A 17,079-nucleotide genomic window follows, 5' to 3' on the forward strand; every position below is an offset into this window, starting at 1 on the left:
CCCCGCGCGTGCGGGGCTGTTCTCGCGATGTACGGCGCGGACATCCAGGCCGCGTCCTGGACTCCGCGCACGTCCGCGCTAAAAAGGGGGCGAACTTGCGGGTCCGAGCCCAACCGGTCCGCCTGCACGCCGACAAGGCGTACGACATCCCCCACCTACGGCGATGCCTCTGGGGCAAGCACATCGAGGTCCACATCGCACGCACTCGCCGCCGCTCTCTGCTGCTACAAACGGTTCCTCAAACTGACCATGCAGGACACGGTCTTAAGATCACTCGGCTAAGGGCCCTGTGTTGTAATCCTCCAAACGGTTCCGGGAAGGGCCGATGAGAGGTGAGGGGGCAGGGCGTGGCCGCTCGGCTTGGACGTACCGCTCGGGTGCTTGTGATAGCGGTGACCTTGCCGCTGACTGCTTGCGTCGCGACCGATGACAGTGCGAACGCTGGTGGGAGTAGGGAGCGTGCGACGGCTGCGATCGAGGCTGCTCGGGCCTATCAGCAAGCCCAATTGGACCATGATTGGGAGGCCGCCTGCGAGGCCCGGACGGAACGCCTGCGGGGCAGTTGGGGGATGGACTCCATAGCCGAGTGCGTCGAAGTCACTACGGCTCCCAAGCCCGGCGACAACAGTGACGCGCGAGTGAGCACCAGCGAGGCGATCGAGGTCCCGGCCTCCGGTCCGCACCCGGCGGGAATCGGAGTGGGGATGACTGTGGAGTCCAAGCGAGCCGCCATGGTCGTGCAAGTCGCGCTGCGGCTTGTTCCTGACGAACACGGCACCTGGCTCGTCGACCAAGCGGTCAATCTCGGCGAGACCGAGAGCGCAGACTCCAAGGCTGTACGGACAGCGCTGGAGAGAGAGTGACCGCTCGTGCACCCTTAGCCGTCGTGGTCGTGGCATACAGGCCTCGGACTCTCCGCGGCCAACACCCACGACAGTCAGGCACTGAAGCCGATGCAAGGGTATCGAGTCCAGCGAACGGCTCGATCGACGCAGGTGGGTCCTCGAACGCACCACGTCCTGGCTGAATAGCCACTCGCGGGCGGGGGGTCGCAGGGCCGTGCAGTCGTTCATCTGAAACTTGGCGGGATGCCCGCCCGCACGACCCCGTGTCGCTCCCCGGCTCAAGCCAAGGCCGTGACCAGCAGCGTGAAAGCAGCGATCAGGACGGCGACCCGGATGTAGTGGTACCGGTCCCAGCGATTCATCTGCTCCTTCCAGTCCGCGGGCCGGGTCTCGGGGGTCCACGTCTTGCCCAGGTTGTTGATCGGGACGAGCAGCAGAATCGACATGACCACGCTCAGGAGCAGCAGCCCGCCCGCAGCGACCACCAGGCCGACACCTTCCTCTCCCCATCCAGCTATGGCCCAAATGGCGGTCAGGACCGTCGAGCCGATGTACCAGAACGGCATGAGGGCACCCAGCATCCGACCCCCGTGGCTCCGGCCGAGCTGGGCGCTGTCGTCGGGGAGGGCATCGAGGATCCGGTTGATGACGAAGGCGACGGAGAACTCCACCCCCACCAGCAGTCCGACGATCACGGTGGTGACGATCTCAAGTGCGTTGAGCATGATGACCCTTCCTGGAATCTAGCGGCGCTAGATGGCGAGTCAACGCTAGCCCTACTGCCGCTCGATTGTCTAGCGATGCTAGAATCGGGCCATGTCGGTACAGGAACGCAAGGAGCGCGAACGGATGAGCCGCGAGCGGCTCATCGTGGCGACGGCCCGCGAACTCGCCGAGCAACAGGGCTGGGACGCGGTCACCACCCGCCGGCTCGCCGAGCGCATCGAATACAGCCAGCCCGTCCTCTACAGCCACTTCCGGGGCAAGCGCGAGATCATCGGCGCCGTCGCCCTCGAAGGCGCCGCCGAGATGGCCGGGGCTCTGCGGGCCGCGACCTCAGCTACCGACGGCACCCGCGCCCGGGTCGCCGCCCTCGCCCACTTCTACCTCGGGTTCGCCGAGCGCAACCCGGCGGTTTACGAAGCCATGTTCCAGCTCGACGGCGGCTTGGCGTTCGCTGACGAGGAGACCCCGGAGCCGTTGAAGGATGCCTTCGCCGCTCTGATGGAAACGCTCGGCGAGGTCGCCGGGGACGGCGTCCACCCCGGACTGTTCACCGAGCTGTTCTGGGCGGGCCTGCACGGGCTGGCCACCCTCACCCGGGCGGGACGGCTGCCGCCGGAGGACACCGGGCGGAGGGTGGAACTGCTGGTGGACCGGCTCGCCGTGCTCTGATACGCCCCCGCCGGGAACACGCGGGCAGGGGCCCAGGCGGGACCCTCGGCCCCGTCGCCTGCCTGCCCGCCGCCACCGCAGGCCACCCGCGCCCACCCGCCGACGTACAACACCTCATCCCGCCCACCTCCCCGTCAGGAACGTCAGCGCGACCAGCGTCGTCACCGGTGCGGCCACGCACAGGTACGCCGTCCTGAACCACGGCCGCCGCAGGCTCAGCGCCGCCAGGCCGATCCACAGCGGCCACCACAGCAGCGTCGCGCGCGGGATGGACGTGTACCAGTACGAAGTGCCCAGGGCCCACAGGCTGAGGGCCACGTACACCGCCTCGGGCCAGCGGCGGCGGCGCAGGAGGATCGCCACCAGCGCCAGGCCCACCAGCATCGCCGCCAACTCTGCCTGGAACATGAACGCGTACCCCGTGGACTGCGTCCGGTCGAACGCCCCGTGCCAGGTGTTCGCCCACGCCTCCCACGGGGTGTGGAACGTGCGGTACCAGCCCCGCTCCTGCGCGTGCTTCCACGCCATCCAGTCCCCGATGTGCGCGTGCAGATACCAGCTGTACGCGGCCGGGGGCAGCCCGGGAAGCAGCGTCCAGCCCACCGCCCGCCAGTCCCGCCGGGTCCGGGCGGACAGCAGGAAGAGCAGGCCGATCGCGGCGGCGAGGAACAGGCCGCTGACGCGCACCGTCGTCGCCAGCATGGTCAGTACGGCGGCGAGGGCCCACCGGTGCCGCATGGCGGCGAGCCAGGCGGGCAGGGCGAACGCGAGGAAGAGGGCCTCCGTGTAGCCGACGGCCAGGAACACCGCGCAGGGCGAGAGCAGGAAGAGGACGGCCGTACGGGGGCCCGCCGCGTCCTCCGGCAGATACGCCGGCGCGATCCGGGCGAGAGCCACGACCGCGACGGCCCCGGCCACGAACGAGATCAGCAGCCCGGCCGCCGTCCAGTCCGGGACGACCGTGTGCACGGCGCGCAGGAGGGCGGGGTAGCCCGGGAAGAACGCCTCCCGGTTGTCCCAGCCGCTCGTCCAAGGACCGGTGCCGGAGGGGAAGTAGCCGTCGCGCGCTATGTGGAGGTAGTGGTTCGCGTCCCACCGCTGGAAGGGCGCGAGAACGGGCGCCGCCTCCCGGGTGTCGGAACGGACGGGGAACAGCCAGCGGGCGAGGTGGGCGGTGATCCACAGGGATATTCGGGTCAGGAGGTAGAGCCACAGGACGCTGCGGTCGGCGGGGCTCAGCCGGGCGGCCTCCCGGCGGTACCAGGCGGCCCGGGGCTCGGAGGCCCCGGCTGCCCGGGGCTCGGATGGCGCGGGACGGGCGGGAGAAGGCCGCAGCCCTGGGGAAAGCGTGGACAACTCGGGCACCTTTCGGGCGCGCCTCGCGGACACGTCGAGGCGTACGGGATCGCCCGGTGAAGCCGCCGGGGCACGGAAGGGAGGAGAGGGAGGAGAGGGAAGGGGCGAGGCGGGAACGGGGGGAAGGGGGGAAACGGAAGGAACGGGGGAACTGCGGGGCGGCAGCGTCAGGGCGTCGACGTGGCCCCATCGGTCGTCTCCGACGGCCCCGTCGTCGACGGCGGCCGTGTCGTACTCGTGCCCGCACCCGTGCCCGTGCCCGTGCTCGTGCCCGCACCCGTGCTCGTGCTCGTGCTCGTGCTCGTGGGCGGGTCGCTCGGCGCGGAGGACCGCCCCACCGCCCCCTGGGTCCCCATGGTCCCCACGCTCGCCGGCAGCGTGGTGCTCGGCGACGGCGGATCGGTCGGCAGCCGGTCGGACGGTGTCGGAGACGGGTAGCCGGGCGACGGGCTCGTGGCCGGTACGACCGGGTCCGACCGCACCGGCAGCAAACCGACCGCCGCCGCTCCGCCCCCGCCGACGACCAGGCACACGCCCACCGCGACCACCGCCATCCGGCGTCGCTGCGCGCGCATGCCGCGTTCGGTGATGCTCGACGCCGGGTCCGCCACCGAGCCGACCTGCCCGAAGTCACCGGCCTCCCGGAACAGCGAGCGCAACGGATCCCTCGGATCCCGCGGTTCAGACATCAGGAGCCTCCTCGATGCGGGGGTCTTGCAGACGGTGCGCGAGCGCCGCCCGTCCGCGAACCAGATGCGTCTTGATCGTGCTGGCGGAAAGCCCGGTCTCACCGGCGATCTGCTCGACCGTGAGGTCGCACAGGTAGTGCAGGGTCAGCGTCCGCCGCTGCTGGGCGGGCAGTTCCCGGAGCGCGTCGACCAGCACCACATGACCCGGGTCCGGCGGCTCCACGTGCTCGGGCGCACCGCTCCCCCGGCCCCAGGCGTCCGCCGAACGCCGCCGAAAGCGCCAACGGCTCACCGCCAGCCGCCAGGCGACCGTACGGATCCACGCCTCCGGCTGCCCGTCCCGCTCCAGCCGGCCGCGCCGGACCCACGCCTTGACGAAGGCCTCCTGCACGACGTCCTGCGCCTCCTGGAGATCGCCGGTCATCACGTACAGCTGGCCTGTGAGACGCGCGACCGCCTGGACGTAGAACTCTTCGAACTCCTCGACGGTCAAAAGTTGCTCCCGGATCTTTCGCTTCACCGGGTATACGCCCGGCGCGCGGCATCCGGTCGACACCACCCGCCACAAATCCGGAGTGACGGTCGTCACAGGACCCGAACGGCCCAGGAACGCTCGCCCCCCACGCATCTCCCGGAGCTCAAGCAGCGAGATCCGAGCGCTCTTAACAGTGATGGGGTGGATGGGTCAGCAGTCCCACCCGCCCACCCTGGCTGCGAAGTTGACAGTTTGTGATCGAGTTGCGACGCACGGTCGCCAGGCTCTAGCGTGCGGGAAGACCACGACCAGGCAAAAGACGACCCCCACCGGTGCTCCAACACCGACAGGGGTCTAGCCACCGAAGATCGAGAAAGCGAAGAAAGCGATCCCCATGGCTGACAGCCAGCTTAGTGACATCACCCCCGCGAGCCCGCACCCCATGGCCAACCCCGGCTACGGCAAGCGCTCCGTCCCCGGCGAACGTCCGCGCACCGAACGCGACTTCGCTCATCTCCTCCCCCGTGACGCCGCCGTCGCCGCCTATATCGACCGGCTGCCCGACGGCTCCGACGTCTCCGTGAAGACCCTCGCCAAGCACCTCCCGTACGGGCAGTGCGCCCTGCGCACCACCCTCAACCGGCTCCAGGGCGCCGGACACCTACGGCGTGGCAGCGAGTGCGTGATCACCGACGAGGTCATGCTCTGGGTGACCCGGACCTTCTTCTCCCGCACCGCACGCGCGGACGCCTGGTGGGACGCGTACACCCGGGGTGACGTCCCGCCGGACGAGCCGCAACGGCCCACCCGTTCGCGGGCGTTCATCCTGCTCGCCGCCCTGGGGCGGACCGCCCCCACACTGACGCTCTCCGCCGCCGACTGCGTACGGCTGGAACCTCTCGTCAGCGAGTGGTTCGCGCGGGGTGCGACGGAGACGGCGCTGCTGCACGCCCTCACCACCGGGCTGCCGTCCCGCGTCCACTGCCCGGCCCGCCTCATGGAGACCCGCCTGCGCGACAAGCTGCCGCCCGAGCCGGTCCTGCCGGGGCCCCGAACCGTCCTGCGCACCCTCGAATGCGGCGAGTGCGGAGTGCCCGGCCCGCCCGACGCGCTGCTCGGGGGCCTCTGCCGGCCGTGCCGGGGGCCGTCGCCCCAGCCGCCGGTCGGCCCGCCCGGAACCGTGCAGCCGCCCGGCGTACGGGACCGGATGAACGCGGTCCGGGCGGGGCTCGTCCCTCGATCCGAAAGGACATACCGATGACCGTGCAGCTCGCCAGGAGATCCGACGGGGCACGATGGAGGGGAGGAGGCGACGCCATGACCCCCAGCACCGCAGATCACGTACCGCACGCCCAGATGTCCGTCGAGGAATTCGAGCAGCTTGCCCGGACAGCCCCCGAGACCGTGACGCTTGAGCTCATCAACGGAAAGCTGGAGGTCAAGCCCGTGCCGGACGGGGATCACGACGAGATCATCATGTGGGTCGCGATGCAGTGCATGCGGCAGCAGCCGGAACTGCGGCTGTACCGGGAACGCGGACTGCGGATCGGCGGATACCGCAACGGCCGCGCCCGCCCGGACGGCACCCTGGCCCGCGCGGGCCGGTTCGCGGGTGATGGCGAGTGGTCGAGCCCGGACCGCATCCTCATGACCGTCGAGGTGACGTCGCACGACCACGACACCGACAGTCGTGATCGCACGGAGAAGCGTGACGGATACGCGGCGTCGAGCATCCCGGTGTACCTCTTGATCGACCGCGATTCCGGCACCCTCGTCGTCCACAGCGAGCCCGACAAGGGCCGCTACCGGCAGCAGCTCTCGTACGACTACGGAGAGGTCGTCCCCCTCCCCGACCCCGTCGACATCACCCTGGACACCGAGGAACTGAAGGACTACGCCCGCTGATCGGCTGCCGCCCGCCTCCTCACCGCGCGTCCGCCGCCAGTTGCGTCGTCGCCAGCTCGCGGTAGAGGTCGTCCGACGCGATCAGCTCCTCGTGGGTGCCCGCCGTGCGGACCCGGCCCTCCTCCAGGACCACGATGCGGTCCGCGTGCCGGACGGTGGACAGGCGGTGGGCGATGACCAACACCGTTGTCCTCTCGGCCAGTTCGACGATGACGTCGCGCAGCGCCTGCTCGTTGACCGCGTCCAGCTGCGAGGTCACCTCGTCCAGCAGGAGCAGGCGGGGGCGGCGGAGCAGGGCGCGGGCGATGGCGATGCGCTGGCGTTCGCCGCCGGAGAGGGTGACGCCCCGGTGGCCGACCGCCGTGTCCAGGCCGTCGGGCAGCCGGTCGACCAGGGTGTCCAGGCGGGTGTGGGCCACCGCCTCCGCCAGCGCCTCGTCCTCCGCGTCCGGGGCCGCGAAGAGGAGGTTCTCCCTCAGCGTCCCGGCCAGGACCGGGGCGTCCTGCTCCACATACGCGAGCGAGGCGCGCAGCTCGGCCAGCGGCCAGGCGCGGATGTCCCGGCCGTCCACCGTGATGGTTCCGCCGTCGTGGTCGTAGAACCGTTCCAGCAGGCTGAACACCGTCGACTTGCCCGCGCCCGACGGGCCCACCAGCGCCACCAGCCCGCCCGTCGGCACCTCGAACGTGACGCCCTGGTGGGCCGGGGCGCGCTCGTCCCCGTACCCGAAGGTCACGTCCTGGAAGGTGACGCCCAGCGGAGTCGTCGCCCCTGCGCGCGGTACGTCCCCGAAGTCCTCCGCCGGTTCGCCCGGCAGCGACTCCACCTCGTCGATCCTGCGCACCGCCGCGAGGCCGCTCTGCAGACCCGTCCAGCCCTCGACCAGGCCGCCGATCGGGCCCATCAGATAGAAGAGGTAGAGCAGGAACGCGATCAGCGACGAGATCTCCAGGGAGCCCGACGCGACCCGTGCTCCCCCGACGCCCAGCACCGCCAGGAAGGCCAGCTGGATCGACATCATCATCGTGACGTCGGAGACCGAGGACCACTTGGCCACCGTCACGCCCCGGTCGTGAGCGCGCCGCGCCGCCTCCGCGACCGCCGTCGTCTCCCGGTCCTCGGCACCGCTCGCCTTGACCGTACGGAACGCCTGGAGCACCCGGTCCAGGGCCGCGCCCATCGCGCCGACGGACTCCTGCGCGCGGAGCTGCGCGCGCTGGATGCGCGGCATGAGCAGGGCCGTCACGGCTCCGATGCCGACGATCACCACCAGCGTCACGCCCAGCAGCGTGACGTCCATGTACGCCATGAACGCGACCGTCCCCAGCAGCATCAGCACACTGTTGAACGACTCGACCAGGCCGCTGGAAAGGACCGTTCGCAGGAGGGTGGTGTCGCTGGTCACGCGGGACTGGAGGTCGCCGGGGGTGAGCCGGTCGACCGCGGGCACCTTCAACCGCATGATGCGGCGCACGAGTTGGTCGCGTGCCCGGAGGACGACGCCCTCTCCCGTACGGGCCATGAGGTAGCGCCCGTACGCGGAGAGGCAGGCCCCGGCGAGCACGAGGGCGGTCAGCGCGACGAGCGGGGCCACCGGCGAGCGGTCGGCGGCGAACTTGTCGACGGCGTACTTCGCCATCAGCGGCATCGCCAGCCCGGCCGCGGATCCGGTGAGCGAGAGGACGCCCGCGCGGATCAGTACACCGCGATGGGGGCGGACCCGGGCCAGGAGCAGGCGGAGGGGGGACGGGCCGGGCGTCTTCCCGGGGGGCGTCCCGGACTTTCCGCCGGGGGACGTTCCAGACTTCCCGCCGGGGGACGTTCCGGACTTCCCGCCGGGGGCCGCGGGCTCAACGGCGGGCTCCGCCACCGGTGTCCCCGGTTCCTCAGGCGGTCTGCCCGCCGCCGTCCCGGTCGTTCCCGCCACCGTGCTCATCCCGAACCCCTCCGTCGGCCGTCACCACCATCAAGGGACGCAGATCCGCCGGTTCCACCTGCTCCCCGACCGTACGGCCCCCCGCCTGTACCCAAGCATGCGGGGAGAACGGCGGAGCGGCCCGGACCCCCGCGCACCAGTCGGGCCAGACGCCGGACATCCGGCAGGCCAGGGCGACGGCCACCGAGCGGGGCAGGCAGCCGTAACGCCCCGCGCAGCGGCGGCTGGTGGCGACGACCGCCTCGAGGACCTCCAGCGTTTCGGCGTACGAGGCCGGGCGCGCGCCCCGGGCGCACCTGGCCAGCACCCGGCGCAGGCGTCCGGGCTTGAGCCGGGACAGGACGATCGCGGCGGCGACGGCCGCGCGCAGCCGCACCCCGCCGGGGCCCGCGCCCCGGCGCGGCATCGTCATCTCGGTGGTCATGGGCGCAGGATCCTCGCCTCGACGAGCTGCCGGGTCAGCTCCGCGACGTCCGACTCCGCCTCGGCCCGCCCGACGTCGAACGTGGCGAGGATCCGTTCCACGGCGAGCTCGGCGGTGTGTCCCGCGGCGAGGGTGTCGACGACGATGATGCTGGTGTCGTTCAACTGCCAGTAGCTGCCGTCCTTCTCGTCGAGCAGGACGCCGCCGTACTCCGTGGTCGTGACGGCGATGCCTTTTCTGAGCTTCACAGGTCTGCCTCGCTGGTCGTGGGGGTGCGGTGGGGTGCCGGCCAGGCGTTCTCGGCCGTGCGCAGCCAGGTCTCCCCGGCCACGGTGGAGCTGACGGAGTGCTCGACCAGGACCGGCGAGAAGGGTTCGGCGGCGAGTCGCAGCAGGTGGCGGGCGTCGACCAGGCCGTGTTCGGCGAGTCGGGAGCCGGTCCACAGGTCCGCCAGTTCCGGGGCGTGTTCGCGCAGGCCCCGGTGTTCGTCGCAGGACATGTGGTCCTTCGTCGTCCGGTCCGGCAGGGCGGCCGGGACCACCCCGCGCATCGCCTCGACGAGCAGCGGCTTGTAGCGCCAGGGGCTGATCCGCTCCGGGAGGCGCACGGCGAGGGTCGCCTCCAGGATCCGGTCGTCGTAGAAGGGCGCGGCGACCGGCAGCCCGATCGTCATGCCGATGTCCTCCATCGCCTGGAAGTGCCGCGCCCCCATCCGTACGGCGTCGATGTCGACGTGCCGTCCGCGCCACGGGTCGATCGGCTCGGCGTGCTCGGCGGCGGCCTTGAACTCCTCGGTGATCAGGGCGCGGCCGTGCTCGGTGAACCAGGGGCGCAGCGACTGCCGTACGCCCCAGGAGAGCAGCGGGGTGCGGGTGACGGGCTGGGGTTCGGCGGTGACCGCCCCGGCCAGCCAGCGGGGGAACGCGGAGCGGTTCAGCAGGGCCTTCAGCGTCGGCAGGAGCGGCCAGCCGAGCTGGTGGCGCAGTCCGCCGAGGTGACTCCAGGCGGTGACCGGGTTGCCGTGGAAGAGGTCCTGGTAGGCGTGGGGCAGGCCGAGGAAGAGTTCGTCGCCGCCGTAGCCGGTGAGGTGGTAGCGCGAGCCGGTGGCGTGCGCGCGGCTGAGGAGCAGGTGCGCGCGGGCCCGGCCGGGGGCGACGGGGAGCGGTTCGTCGTTCAACTCGTCGGCGGTGGAGGCGAGGTCGGCGTAGAAGTAGGGGGCGTCGTCGGCGGGGACGACGTGGTGGTGCAGGGCGGTGGCGTCGGCGTCCTTGCGGGCCGCCGCCACCGCCCTGCGCGCCCAGGCCTCGTCCTCGCTGCCGCGGTCCCGGGCGGCAACGGTGAGCAGGGACAGCTCGGCGGGGCCACTCGCGCGGGCGGCGAAGGTGAGCGCGGTGGAGTCCAGGCCGCCGGACAGCTCGCAGCTGATCCGGTCCAGGCCGCCGACATGCGCCCGTACGGAGGCGGCGACGGCGTCGCCGAGCCTTCGGGCCCCCTCCGCCAGGGGGAGTTCGGCGGGCGGCGGCTCCCACCAGCGGTGCTCCGCGGGGCCGGGGACGGCGGCCGTGCCCGGTGCTGCGACGGGCAGGGCCAGGCCGTACCCGGCGCCGGTCTCGTGCACCCCCCGCCACAGGACGCGGCGGCTCAGGGGGTGCGGCAGGAAGTCGAGCAGGCGCAGGGCCAGCGCTCCGTCGTCCAGGGGCGCGCCGGTCAGCCGGGCGAGGGCGGCCGGGCGGTCGGAGGCGATGGTTCCGGCCTGCGGGTGCCGGGTGTGGTAGATCCGGCGCAGTCCGGAGGCGGTGCCCCGGATCCACGTCTCCGCGTCCAGCCGGGCGAGCACGTGGTGGAGGCCGGGCAGCCGGGCGAGGCGGCGCTCCAGGCCGGCCCGGTCGCGGGCCCCTTCGAGGAGGCCGGCGAGCACGGTGTCCGGGACGCGGTCGGGTCCGATGAGGACGAGGGCGTCGCCGCCGCGGGCGAGGTGACTGACCGTGCGGACCAGCGGGCGGGCGACGATCCAGGGCCGCCCCGAGGGGTGGGCGACGGTCAGCGTCCGGTCCGTCGTCGGCGGAAGCTGCCCGGCCACCGCCGCTCCCGCCGTGCTGTCCGGCAGGACGACGAAGAAGTCACGCAGGTGGCCGGACATCTTCACCTTTCGGAAGTTCTCGAGCAGTGCGCAGGAATCCGGGCGGCGGATCAGATGATGCGGCGGACCCAGTACTCCTTGTACGAGCCGTAGAAGTACCCGGCGGTCTTCTTCGAAAAGTCGCCCTGCTTGAACAGCGACGGCTTCACATAAACCTTCTTCTGCTGCTTCATGACACCTTCCCTTCTGTGCGGTTGACGACCGTTATGCCCAACTGGCGTCCGCATAACTGAAGTTATTGATGCAACGGGTGTTCACCACGTGGACACCAGAGCCATCATGTCCCGCCGCCGAACCGCCAACGCATGATTCCGACTTACCGTGCGAAGTTGGCTGGATAGCGCGAGCGACCAGAGCGCCGCCCCACCGCGTCTCCGGGCGCCGGCCGGTCGGCATGTGCAGTCGCACAGCACCGGGACGCCGAGGGTGAGTGGACTGAACCAATGGCTGGGCGTGGCCGCCGGACCGGGCAGTGAGCTGCCAAGAGAGGCGGCCGCCTCCGGCGGAACGGGGGAACCACCGGGGAACCACGGTGGACCGGGCCCGGGGGCCTTCGCGGCGGCCCTGCCCCACGGGCGGCCGGAACGCCACCGGCATCGCCGGAACCGGGTGCATGCGCGGTGCCGTACGGCCCGGAGCGCTACAAGTAGCCATTCGGCCATGCCGGAACCGTGCACCGCCCCCGCGCGGCTACCGCCCGCGCAGCCGGTAGCCGCCCCAGGCCGCCGTTCCCGCGCCCAGCAGCAGCGGGATCATGCCGTAGCCGACGACCGTGGCGGAGTGGGCGTACCACCGGCCGCCGTCGAACACCTGGGTCGCGGTGATCGTCGCGGGGTCGGTGCGGCCGTCGTGGTCGGCGAAGAGGATCCGGCTGCGCTCGATCCGCGCCGACCTCGGCGTGCCGTCCACATGGGCGCGCAGCGACTCCCGGGCGACCCGGGCGCGCTCCGCGTCGTTGGCGGGCCGCTGGGCGGGGGTCTCGCCGAAGCAGTGCCAGACGGTCTGCCCCTTCTCGGCCCGGGTGTCGTGGCAGTCGATCCGGCCGAAGGTCTCGACCCGCATGCCGAGGAGGCCGGAGAGGCCCGTGCCGGTCACCACGACGAGCAGTCCCAGCGCGAACAGCACGGTCCCGCCCAGGAGGTACGAGGCCGCCTTGAGCCGCCGCCCGTCCCACCGGCCCCCGCCCCGCCGGCCGTGCTCCCGCGCAGCGGCCCCGCCGCCCCGCGTCCCCACAGCGCCCATGGCCACCCCGTCCCCCGTCCCCGTGTTCCCCGCACCGCCCGCGCCCCTGCGCGGACGGTTTCGCCTTCACCGCATTGTCCCGGGCACGCCACAGGGGCGGCACCCCCGCGAAGGAGGTACCGCCCCTGTGGGACGTGCACGAGACGTCCCTGGGACGTACTCGGGACCGACCGATCGTGCGTCAGGAGGCCGGAGCCTCCGTGGCCGATCAGAAGTCCATGTCACCGCCCGGCATGCCGCCCGGAGCGGCCGCGCCGGCCTTCTCGGGCTTGTCGGCGATGACGGCCTCGGTGGTGAGGAAGAGCGCGGCGATGGACGCGGCGTTCTGCAGAGCGGAGCGCGTGACCTTCGCCGGGTCGAGAATGCCCTCGGCGATCATGTCGACGTACTCGCCGGTCGCGGCGTTGAGACCGTGACCGATCGGCAGGTTGCGCACCTTCTCCACGACGACGCCACCCTCGAGACCACCGTTGACGGCGATCTGCTTGAGCGGGGCCTCCAGCGCGAGCTTCACGGCGTTGGCGCCGGTCGCCTCGTCGCCCGTGAGGTCGAGCTTGTCGAAGACGGCCGAGGCCTGGAGCAGAGCCACGCCACCACCGGCGACGATGCCCTCCTCGACGGCGGCCTTGGCGTTGCGCACCGCGTCCTCGATGCGGTGCTTGCGCTCCTTGAGCTCCACCTCGGTGGCGGCGCCGGCCTTGATGACGGCCACGCCGCCGGCCAGCTTCGCGAGACGCTCCTGGAGCTTCTCGCGGTCGTAGTCCGAGTCGGAGTTCTCGATCTCGGCACGGATCTGGTTGACGCGACCCTGAACCTGGTCGCTGTCACCGGAGCCGTCGACGATCGTCGTCTCGTCCTTGGTGATGACGACCTTGCGGGCACGGCCGAGCAGGTCCAGGCCGGCGTTCTCCAGCTTGAGACCGACCTCCTCGGAGATCACGGTGCCACCGGTGAGGATGGCGATGTCCGCGAGCATGGCCTTGCGGCGGTCGCCGAAGCCCGGAGCCTTGACGGCGACGGACTTGAACGTGCCCTTGATCTTGTTGACGACCAGGGTGGAGAGCGCCTCGCCCTCGACGTCCTCGGCGATGATCAGCAGGGGCTTGCCCGACTGCATGACCTTCTCCAGCAGCGGGATCAGGTCCTTGACGCTGGCGATCTTCGAGTTGACGATCAGGATGTACGGGTCGTCGAGCGACGCCTCCATACGCTCCATGTCGGTGGCGAAGTACGCCGAGATGTAGCCCTTGTCGAAGCGCATACCCTCGGTGAGCTCGAGCTCCAGACCGAAGGTCTGGGACTCCTCGACGGTGATGACGCCTTCCTTGCCGACCTTGTCCATCGCCTCGGCGATCTTGGCGCCGATCTCGGTGTCGGCGGCGGAGATGGAGGCGGTCGAAGCGATCTGCTCCTTGGTCTCCACGTCCTTGGCCTGCTCCAGCAGAGCGGCGGAGACGGCCTCGACGGCCTTCTCGATGCCCCGCTTGAGGGCCATCGGGTTGGCGCCTGCGGCGACGTTGCGCAGACCCTCGCGGACGAGAGCCTGAGCCAGAACGGTGGCGGTGGTCGTACCGTCGCCGGCGACGTCGTCCGTCTTCTTGGCGACCTCCTTGACCAGCTCCGCACCGATCTTCTCGTACGGGTCCTCGAGCTCGATCTCCTTGGCGATGGAAACACCATCGTTGGTGATCGTGGGCGCGCCCCACTTCTTCTCGAGGACGACGTTACGGCCCTTGGGGCCGAGGGTGACCTTGACGGCGTCGGCGAGCTGGTTCATCCCGCGCTCGAGACCGCGCCGTGCCTCCTCGTCGAACGCGATGATCTTGGCCATGTGAAGTGGTCCTCCCGGACAGGGGTGGATTTCTCCGGACCGAGAGGCGCCCGCGACGGACGGCCTGCCTGTGTGGTGGTTCCTTGCCCCACCGCACCTGCGGGCCTCACCGGCCCGGTCCAAGTTTCTGTCACTCTCACCTGGAGAGTGCTAACGCCAATGATTAGCACTCGACCCCTGCGAGTGCAAGCGTCCCCCGTCGGATGTGGACAGGACGAGGGACGCGATGCGGAGATCGATCAGGCCCTCACCCCGGCCCTCACCTGGCCCTCACCCCGGGCCCCGCCCCGGTCCCGGGACGCACGGAGGGCCCGATCCCCTGATCCGGGGTCGGGCCCTGCGTGCGTGAGTAGTGTCGTCGGACGACCGCGCCGAGCTCAGCCGACGGCGAGCTTGACCATGTCGGCCTGGGGCCCCTTCTGGCCCTGCGAGATCTCGAATTCAACTCGCTGACCCTCTTCGAGGGTGCGGTACCCGTCCATCTGGATCGCGCTGTAGTGGACGAAAACATCCGCACCACCGTCGACCGCGATGAAGCCGTACCCCTTCTCCGCGTTGAACCACTTGACGGTGCCCTGAGCCATGCCTAACTCCCCTATTACTGGCCCTTGCACGGGACCGCACTTCGCGGACCCGGGTCGGAACTCACCCCCCGACAGGAGAGGGTGCGCGGCGCCGCAGCGCGTCGACCGCGGCCGAATGTATCCGCCCAACTGCCCTCTGCAACAGGTCAATCGGACGAGAATTCTGGGCACAGCAGAACGCGCGAATATGTGGGTTCAGTGAAATTTACGGGCAAGTCGGGCCAGGCAAAGGCCACTTATGCCACAAGAGGTTCACGTACTTTGGCTGCTTCTTATCGGGGCCGGGCGCATTCTCATATGCGGGCCGCACGAACAGCGGAAGGTGCTTCCCCAACTGTACCGTGCTCAACCATGCAGAATTGCCCCCTCCGCTTCTGGTGCGGAGGGGGCAACGTCGGTGACGCGGTGGTGCGGTGGGGCCGCGGGGCGGCCCGGGGGCGGTTCAGCAGCCGCCGGCCACCGCGGGGATGATCGAGACGCCCGCGCCGTCCGGCGTGGCCGCGTCCAGGCCTCCCTCGAAGCGCACGTCGTCGTCGTTGACGTACACGTTCACGAAGCGGCGCAGCTTGCCCTGGTCGTCCAGGACGCGGGCCGCGATGCCGGGGTGGTCCTTCTCCAGGGACTCGATGACCTCGGAGAGCTTCGCGCCCTCCGCCGGGACCTCGGCCTGGCCGCCCGTGTACGTGCGGAGGATGGTGGGGATGCGGACCTTGACGCTCATGGTGGGTGCCCTTCTTCCTTCGGTCGGGGTGGTCAGGCGGCGGCGAGGCCCGCGGCGCGGAACGCGTCCAGGCTCGGCTTGATCGTCGCCGTGGCCTGGGAGGTCGCGGCGACCGCGTCCAGCGTCTTGAGGCCGTCACCGGTGTTCAGCACGACGGTGGTGAGCGACGGGTCGATGACACCGGCCTCGATCAGCTTCTTCGTCACGCCGAGCGTCACGCCGCCCGCCGTCTCGCCGAAGATGCCCTCGGTGCGCGCCAGCAGCTTGATCGCGTCCACGACCTGCTCGTCGTTCACGTCCTCCACCGCGCCGCCGGTGCGGCGGGCGATGTCCAGGACGTAGGGGCCGTCCGCCGGGTTGCCGATGGCCAGCGACTTGGCGATGGTGTTCGGCTTCTGCGGGCGCACCACGTCGTGACCGGCCTTGAAGGCGGCGGAGACCGGGGAGCAGCCCTCGGCCTGGGCGCCGAAGATCTTGTACGGCCGGTCCTCGACCAGACCGAGCTTGATCAGCTCCTGGAACCCCTTGTCGATCTTCGTGAGCTGGGAGCCGGACGCGATCGGGATGACGATCTGGTCGGGCAGCCGCCAGCCGAGCTGCTCGCAGATCTCGTACGCCAGGGTCTTGGAGCCCTCGCCGTAGTACGGGCGGAGGTTGACGTTGACGAAGCCCCAGCCCTCGCCGAGCGGGTCGCCGATGAGCTCAGAGCAGAAGCGGTTGACGTCGTCGTAGTTGCCCTCGATGCCGACCAGCTCACCGCCGTACACCGCGGCCATGACGACCTTGCCCTGCTCCAGGTCGTGCGGGATGAACACGCACGAGCGCAGTCCGGCGCGGGCGGCGGCGGCGCCGACGGCTCCGGCCAGATTGCCCGTGGAGGAGCAGGAGAGGGTGGTGAAGCCGAAGGCGCGGGCGGCCTCGACGGCGATGGCGACGACGCGGTCCTTGAAGGAGTGCGTCGGGTTGCCGGAGTCGTCCTTCACGTACAGACCGCCGGTGACGCCCAGCTCACGGGCGAGGTTGTCGGCCTTGACCAGCTTGGTGAAGCCGGGGTTGATGTTGGGCTTCTCCGCGACGTCGGCGGGCACCGGCAGCAGCGGGGCGTAGCGCCAGATGTTGTCCGGGCCGGCCTCGATGCGCTTGCGCAGCTCCTCCGGGGAGCCGGTGGGCAGGTCGTAGGCCACTTCCAGCGGCCCGAAACAGGACGCACAGGCGAAGAGGGGGCCGAGCTCGAAACGCTCGCCGCATTCGCGGCAGGAAAGCGCCACGGCGGGACCGAGATCCACGGACGGGGTGGCGGCAGAAGCGGTGTTACCTGCAACGGTCTGAACAGCCATGATGGCGGAGGCCCTTTCTCCTCATCTTCCTCGCGACGCATTTCGTCACAAGACGGAATTGGCACCTTCCCCACCGTGACCTCGCGGTCGGCAGGAGGGTTGCCGGGACTTCAACGGGCCGTTCCCTCAGTCCCTCTGGATGAGCTCTATGGCACTGAATCTTCGATCCAGGCGTTTATGTACGGTCCGACCCCGACAT

The 17,079-nt window shown here is 70.7% G+C and carries 18 protein-coding genes, 1 pseudogene and 1 riboswitch; of the genes and pseudogenes, 6 read left to right on the plus strand and 13 right to left on the minus strand.

Going from position 1 to position 17,079, the window contains the following annotated elements; translation table 11 throughout:
* Positions 1-569 precede the first annotated feature (569 nt).
* On the plus strand, positions 570-863 hold the full coding sequence (locus tag ACH4UK_RS14070; protein WP_398356274.1) for a hypothetical protein: 294 nt from the start codon (positions 570-572) through the stop codon (positions 861-863).
* Positions 864-957: 94 nt separating this feature from the next.
* Positions 958-1,053 (plus strand): annotated as a pseudogene (locus tag ACH4UK_RS14075) (IS5/IS1182 family transposase); the annotation flags it as partial.
* Between the two features lie 70 nt (positions 1,054-1,123).
* On the opposite strand, the gene ACH4UK_RS14080 reads toward ACH4UK_RS14075, so the two are convergent.
* Positions 1,124-1,570: an anthrone oxygenase family protein gene (locus ACH4UK_RS14080; protein WP_398356275.1), complete on the minus strand. Its 447-nt coding sequence runs from the start codon at positions 1,568-1,570 to the stop codon at positions 1,124-1,126.
* Positions 1,571-1,661: 91 nt separating this feature from the next.
* Here ACH4UK_RS14080 and ACH4UK_RS14085 point away from each other — a divergent pair, with 91 nt between their 5' ends.
* Positions 1,662-2,240, plus strand: a complete 579-nt coding sequence (locus tag ACH4UK_RS14085; protein WP_398356276.1) for a TetR/AcrR family transcriptional regulator — start codon at positions 1,662-1,664, stop codon at positions 2,238-2,240.
* A 114-nt stretch (positions 2,241-2,354) separates the two neighbouring features.
* On the opposite strand, the gene ACH4UK_RS14090 is transcribed toward ACH4UK_RS14085, so the two are convergent.
* A complete protein-coding gene (locus ACH4UK_RS14090; protein ID WP_398356277.1) occupies positions 2,355-3,596 on the minus strand; it encodes a mannosyltransferase family protein in 1,242 nt (413 codons plus the stop codon).
* 180 nt (positions 3,597-3,776) lie between these two features.
* On the opposite strand from ACH4UK_RS14090, the gene ACH4UK_RS14095 reads away from it, so the two are divergent.
* Positions 3,777-4,034, plus strand: coding sequence for a hypothetical protein (locus ACH4UK_RS14095; RefSeq protein ID WP_398356278.1), 258 nt, complete (start codon positions 3,777-3,779; stop codon positions 4,032-4,034).
* 243 nt (positions 4,035-4,277) lie between these two features.
* Here ACH4UK_RS14095 and ACH4UK_RS14100 read toward each other — a convergent pair whose 3' ends face one another.
* Positions 4,278-4,778, minus strand: coding sequence for a SigE family RNA polymerase sigma factor (locus ACH4UK_RS14100; RefSeq protein WP_398356279.1), 501 nt, complete (start codon positions 4,776-4,778; stop codon positions 4,278-4,280).
* Positions 4,779-5,202: 424 nt separating this feature from the next.
* Here ACH4UK_RS14100 and ACH4UK_RS14105 point away from each other — a divergent pair, with 424 nt between their 5' ends.
* Positions 5,203-6,021, plus strand: coding sequence for a hypothetical protein (locus ACH4UK_RS14105; RefSeq protein WP_398356340.1), 819 nt, complete (start codon positions 5,203-5,205; stop codon positions 6,019-6,021).
* Positions 6,022-6,077: 56 nt separating this feature from the next.
* Entirely contained in the window at positions 6,078-6,665 is a 588-nt protein-coding gene (locus ACH4UK_RS14110) for a Uma2 family endonuclease (protein ID WP_398356280.1), read from the plus strand.
* A 19-nt stretch (positions 6,666-6,684) separates the two neighbouring features.
* Here ACH4UK_RS14110 and ACH4UK_RS14115 read toward each other — a convergent pair whose 3' ends face one another.
* The 10 genes from ACH4UK_RS14115 to thrC all read right to left on the minus strand — a co-directional run bounded on the left by ACH4UK_RS14115 (position 6,685) and on the right by thrC (position 16,880).
* On the minus strand, positions 6,685-8,601 hold the full coding sequence (locus ACH4UK_RS14115) for an ABC transporter ATP-binding protein (protein ID WP_398356281.1): 1,917 nt from the start codon (positions 8,599-8,601) through the stop codon (positions 6,685-6,687).
* A complete protein-coding gene (locus ACH4UK_RS14120) occupies positions 8,552-9,025 on the minus strand; it encodes a lasso peptide biosynthesis B2 protein (protein ID WP_398356282.1) in 474 nt (157 codons plus the stop codon). Before ACH4UK_RS14120 ends, ACH4UK_RS14115 begins: the two co-directional genes overlap by 50 nt.
* Positions 9,022-9,273 carry a lasso peptide biosynthesis PqqD family chaperone gene (locus ACH4UK_RS14125; protein ID WP_398356283.1) on the minus strand — a complete coding sequence of 84 codons (252 nt, stop codon included), beginning with the start codon at positions 9,271-9,273 and terminating at the stop codon, positions 9,022-9,024. The genes ACH4UK_RS14120 and ACH4UK_RS14125 overlap by 4 nt, the downstream gene beginning before the upstream one ends.
* Positions 9,270-11,165 carry an asparagine synthase-related protein gene (locus tag ACH4UK_RS14130; RefSeq protein WP_398356284.1) on the minus strand — a complete coding sequence of 632 codons (1,896 nt, stop codon included), beginning with the start codon at positions 11,163-11,165 and terminating at the stop codon, positions 9,270-9,272. The genes ACH4UK_RS14125 and ACH4UK_RS14130 overlap by 4 nt, the downstream gene beginning before the upstream one ends.
* A gap of 50 nt (positions 11,166-11,215) precedes the next feature.
* Complete coding sequence (locus tag ACH4UK_RS14135; protein WP_107503504.1) at positions 11,216-11,338, minus strand: keywimysin-related RiPP; 123 nt, start codon at positions 11,336-11,338, stop codon at positions 11,216-11,218.
* Between the two features lie 517 nt (positions 11,339-11,855).
* Entirely contained in the window at positions 11,856-12,407 is a 552-nt protein-coding gene (locus tag ACH4UK_RS14140; protein WP_398356285.1) for a hypothetical protein, read from the minus strand.
* 208 nt (positions 12,408-12,615) lie between these two features.
* Complete coding sequence (groL, locus tag ACH4UK_RS14145) at positions 12,616-14,238, minus strand: chaperonin GroEL (RefSeq protein ID WP_398356286.1); 1,623 nt, start codon at positions 14,236-14,238, stop codon at positions 12,616-12,618.
* 377 nt (positions 14,239-14,615) lie between these two features.
* On the minus strand, positions 14,616-14,822 hold the full coding sequence (locus tag ACH4UK_RS14150) for a cold-shock protein (RefSeq protein WP_003967346.1): 207 nt from the start codon (positions 14,820-14,822) through the stop codon (positions 14,616-14,618).
* Positions 14,823-15,264: 442 nt separating this feature from the next.
* Positions 15,265-15,543 carry a MoaD/ThiS family protein gene (locus ACH4UK_RS14155; protein WP_003967347.1) on the minus strand — a complete coding sequence of 93 codons (279 nt, stop codon included), beginning with the start codon at positions 15,541-15,543 and terminating at the stop codon, positions 15,265-15,267.
* 32 nt (positions 15,544-15,575) lie between these two features.
* Positions 15,576-16,880 carry a threonine synthase gene (gene thrC / locus ACH4UK_RS14160; protein WP_398356287.1) on the minus strand — a complete coding sequence of 435 codons (1,305 nt, stop codon included), beginning with the start codon at positions 16,878-16,880 and terminating at the stop codon, positions 15,576-15,578.
* An 18-nt stretch (positions 16,881-16,898) separates the two neighbouring features.
* Positions 16,899-17,026, minus strand: a riboswitch (SAM riboswitch).
* Between the last annotated feature and the right edge of the window lie 53 nt (positions 17,027-17,079).

The sequence above is a fragment of the Streptomyces sp. NPDC020884 genome, from assembly GCF_044333935.1.
GTDB lineage: Bacteria > Actinomycetota > Actinomycetes > Streptomycetales > Streptomycetaceae > Streptomyces.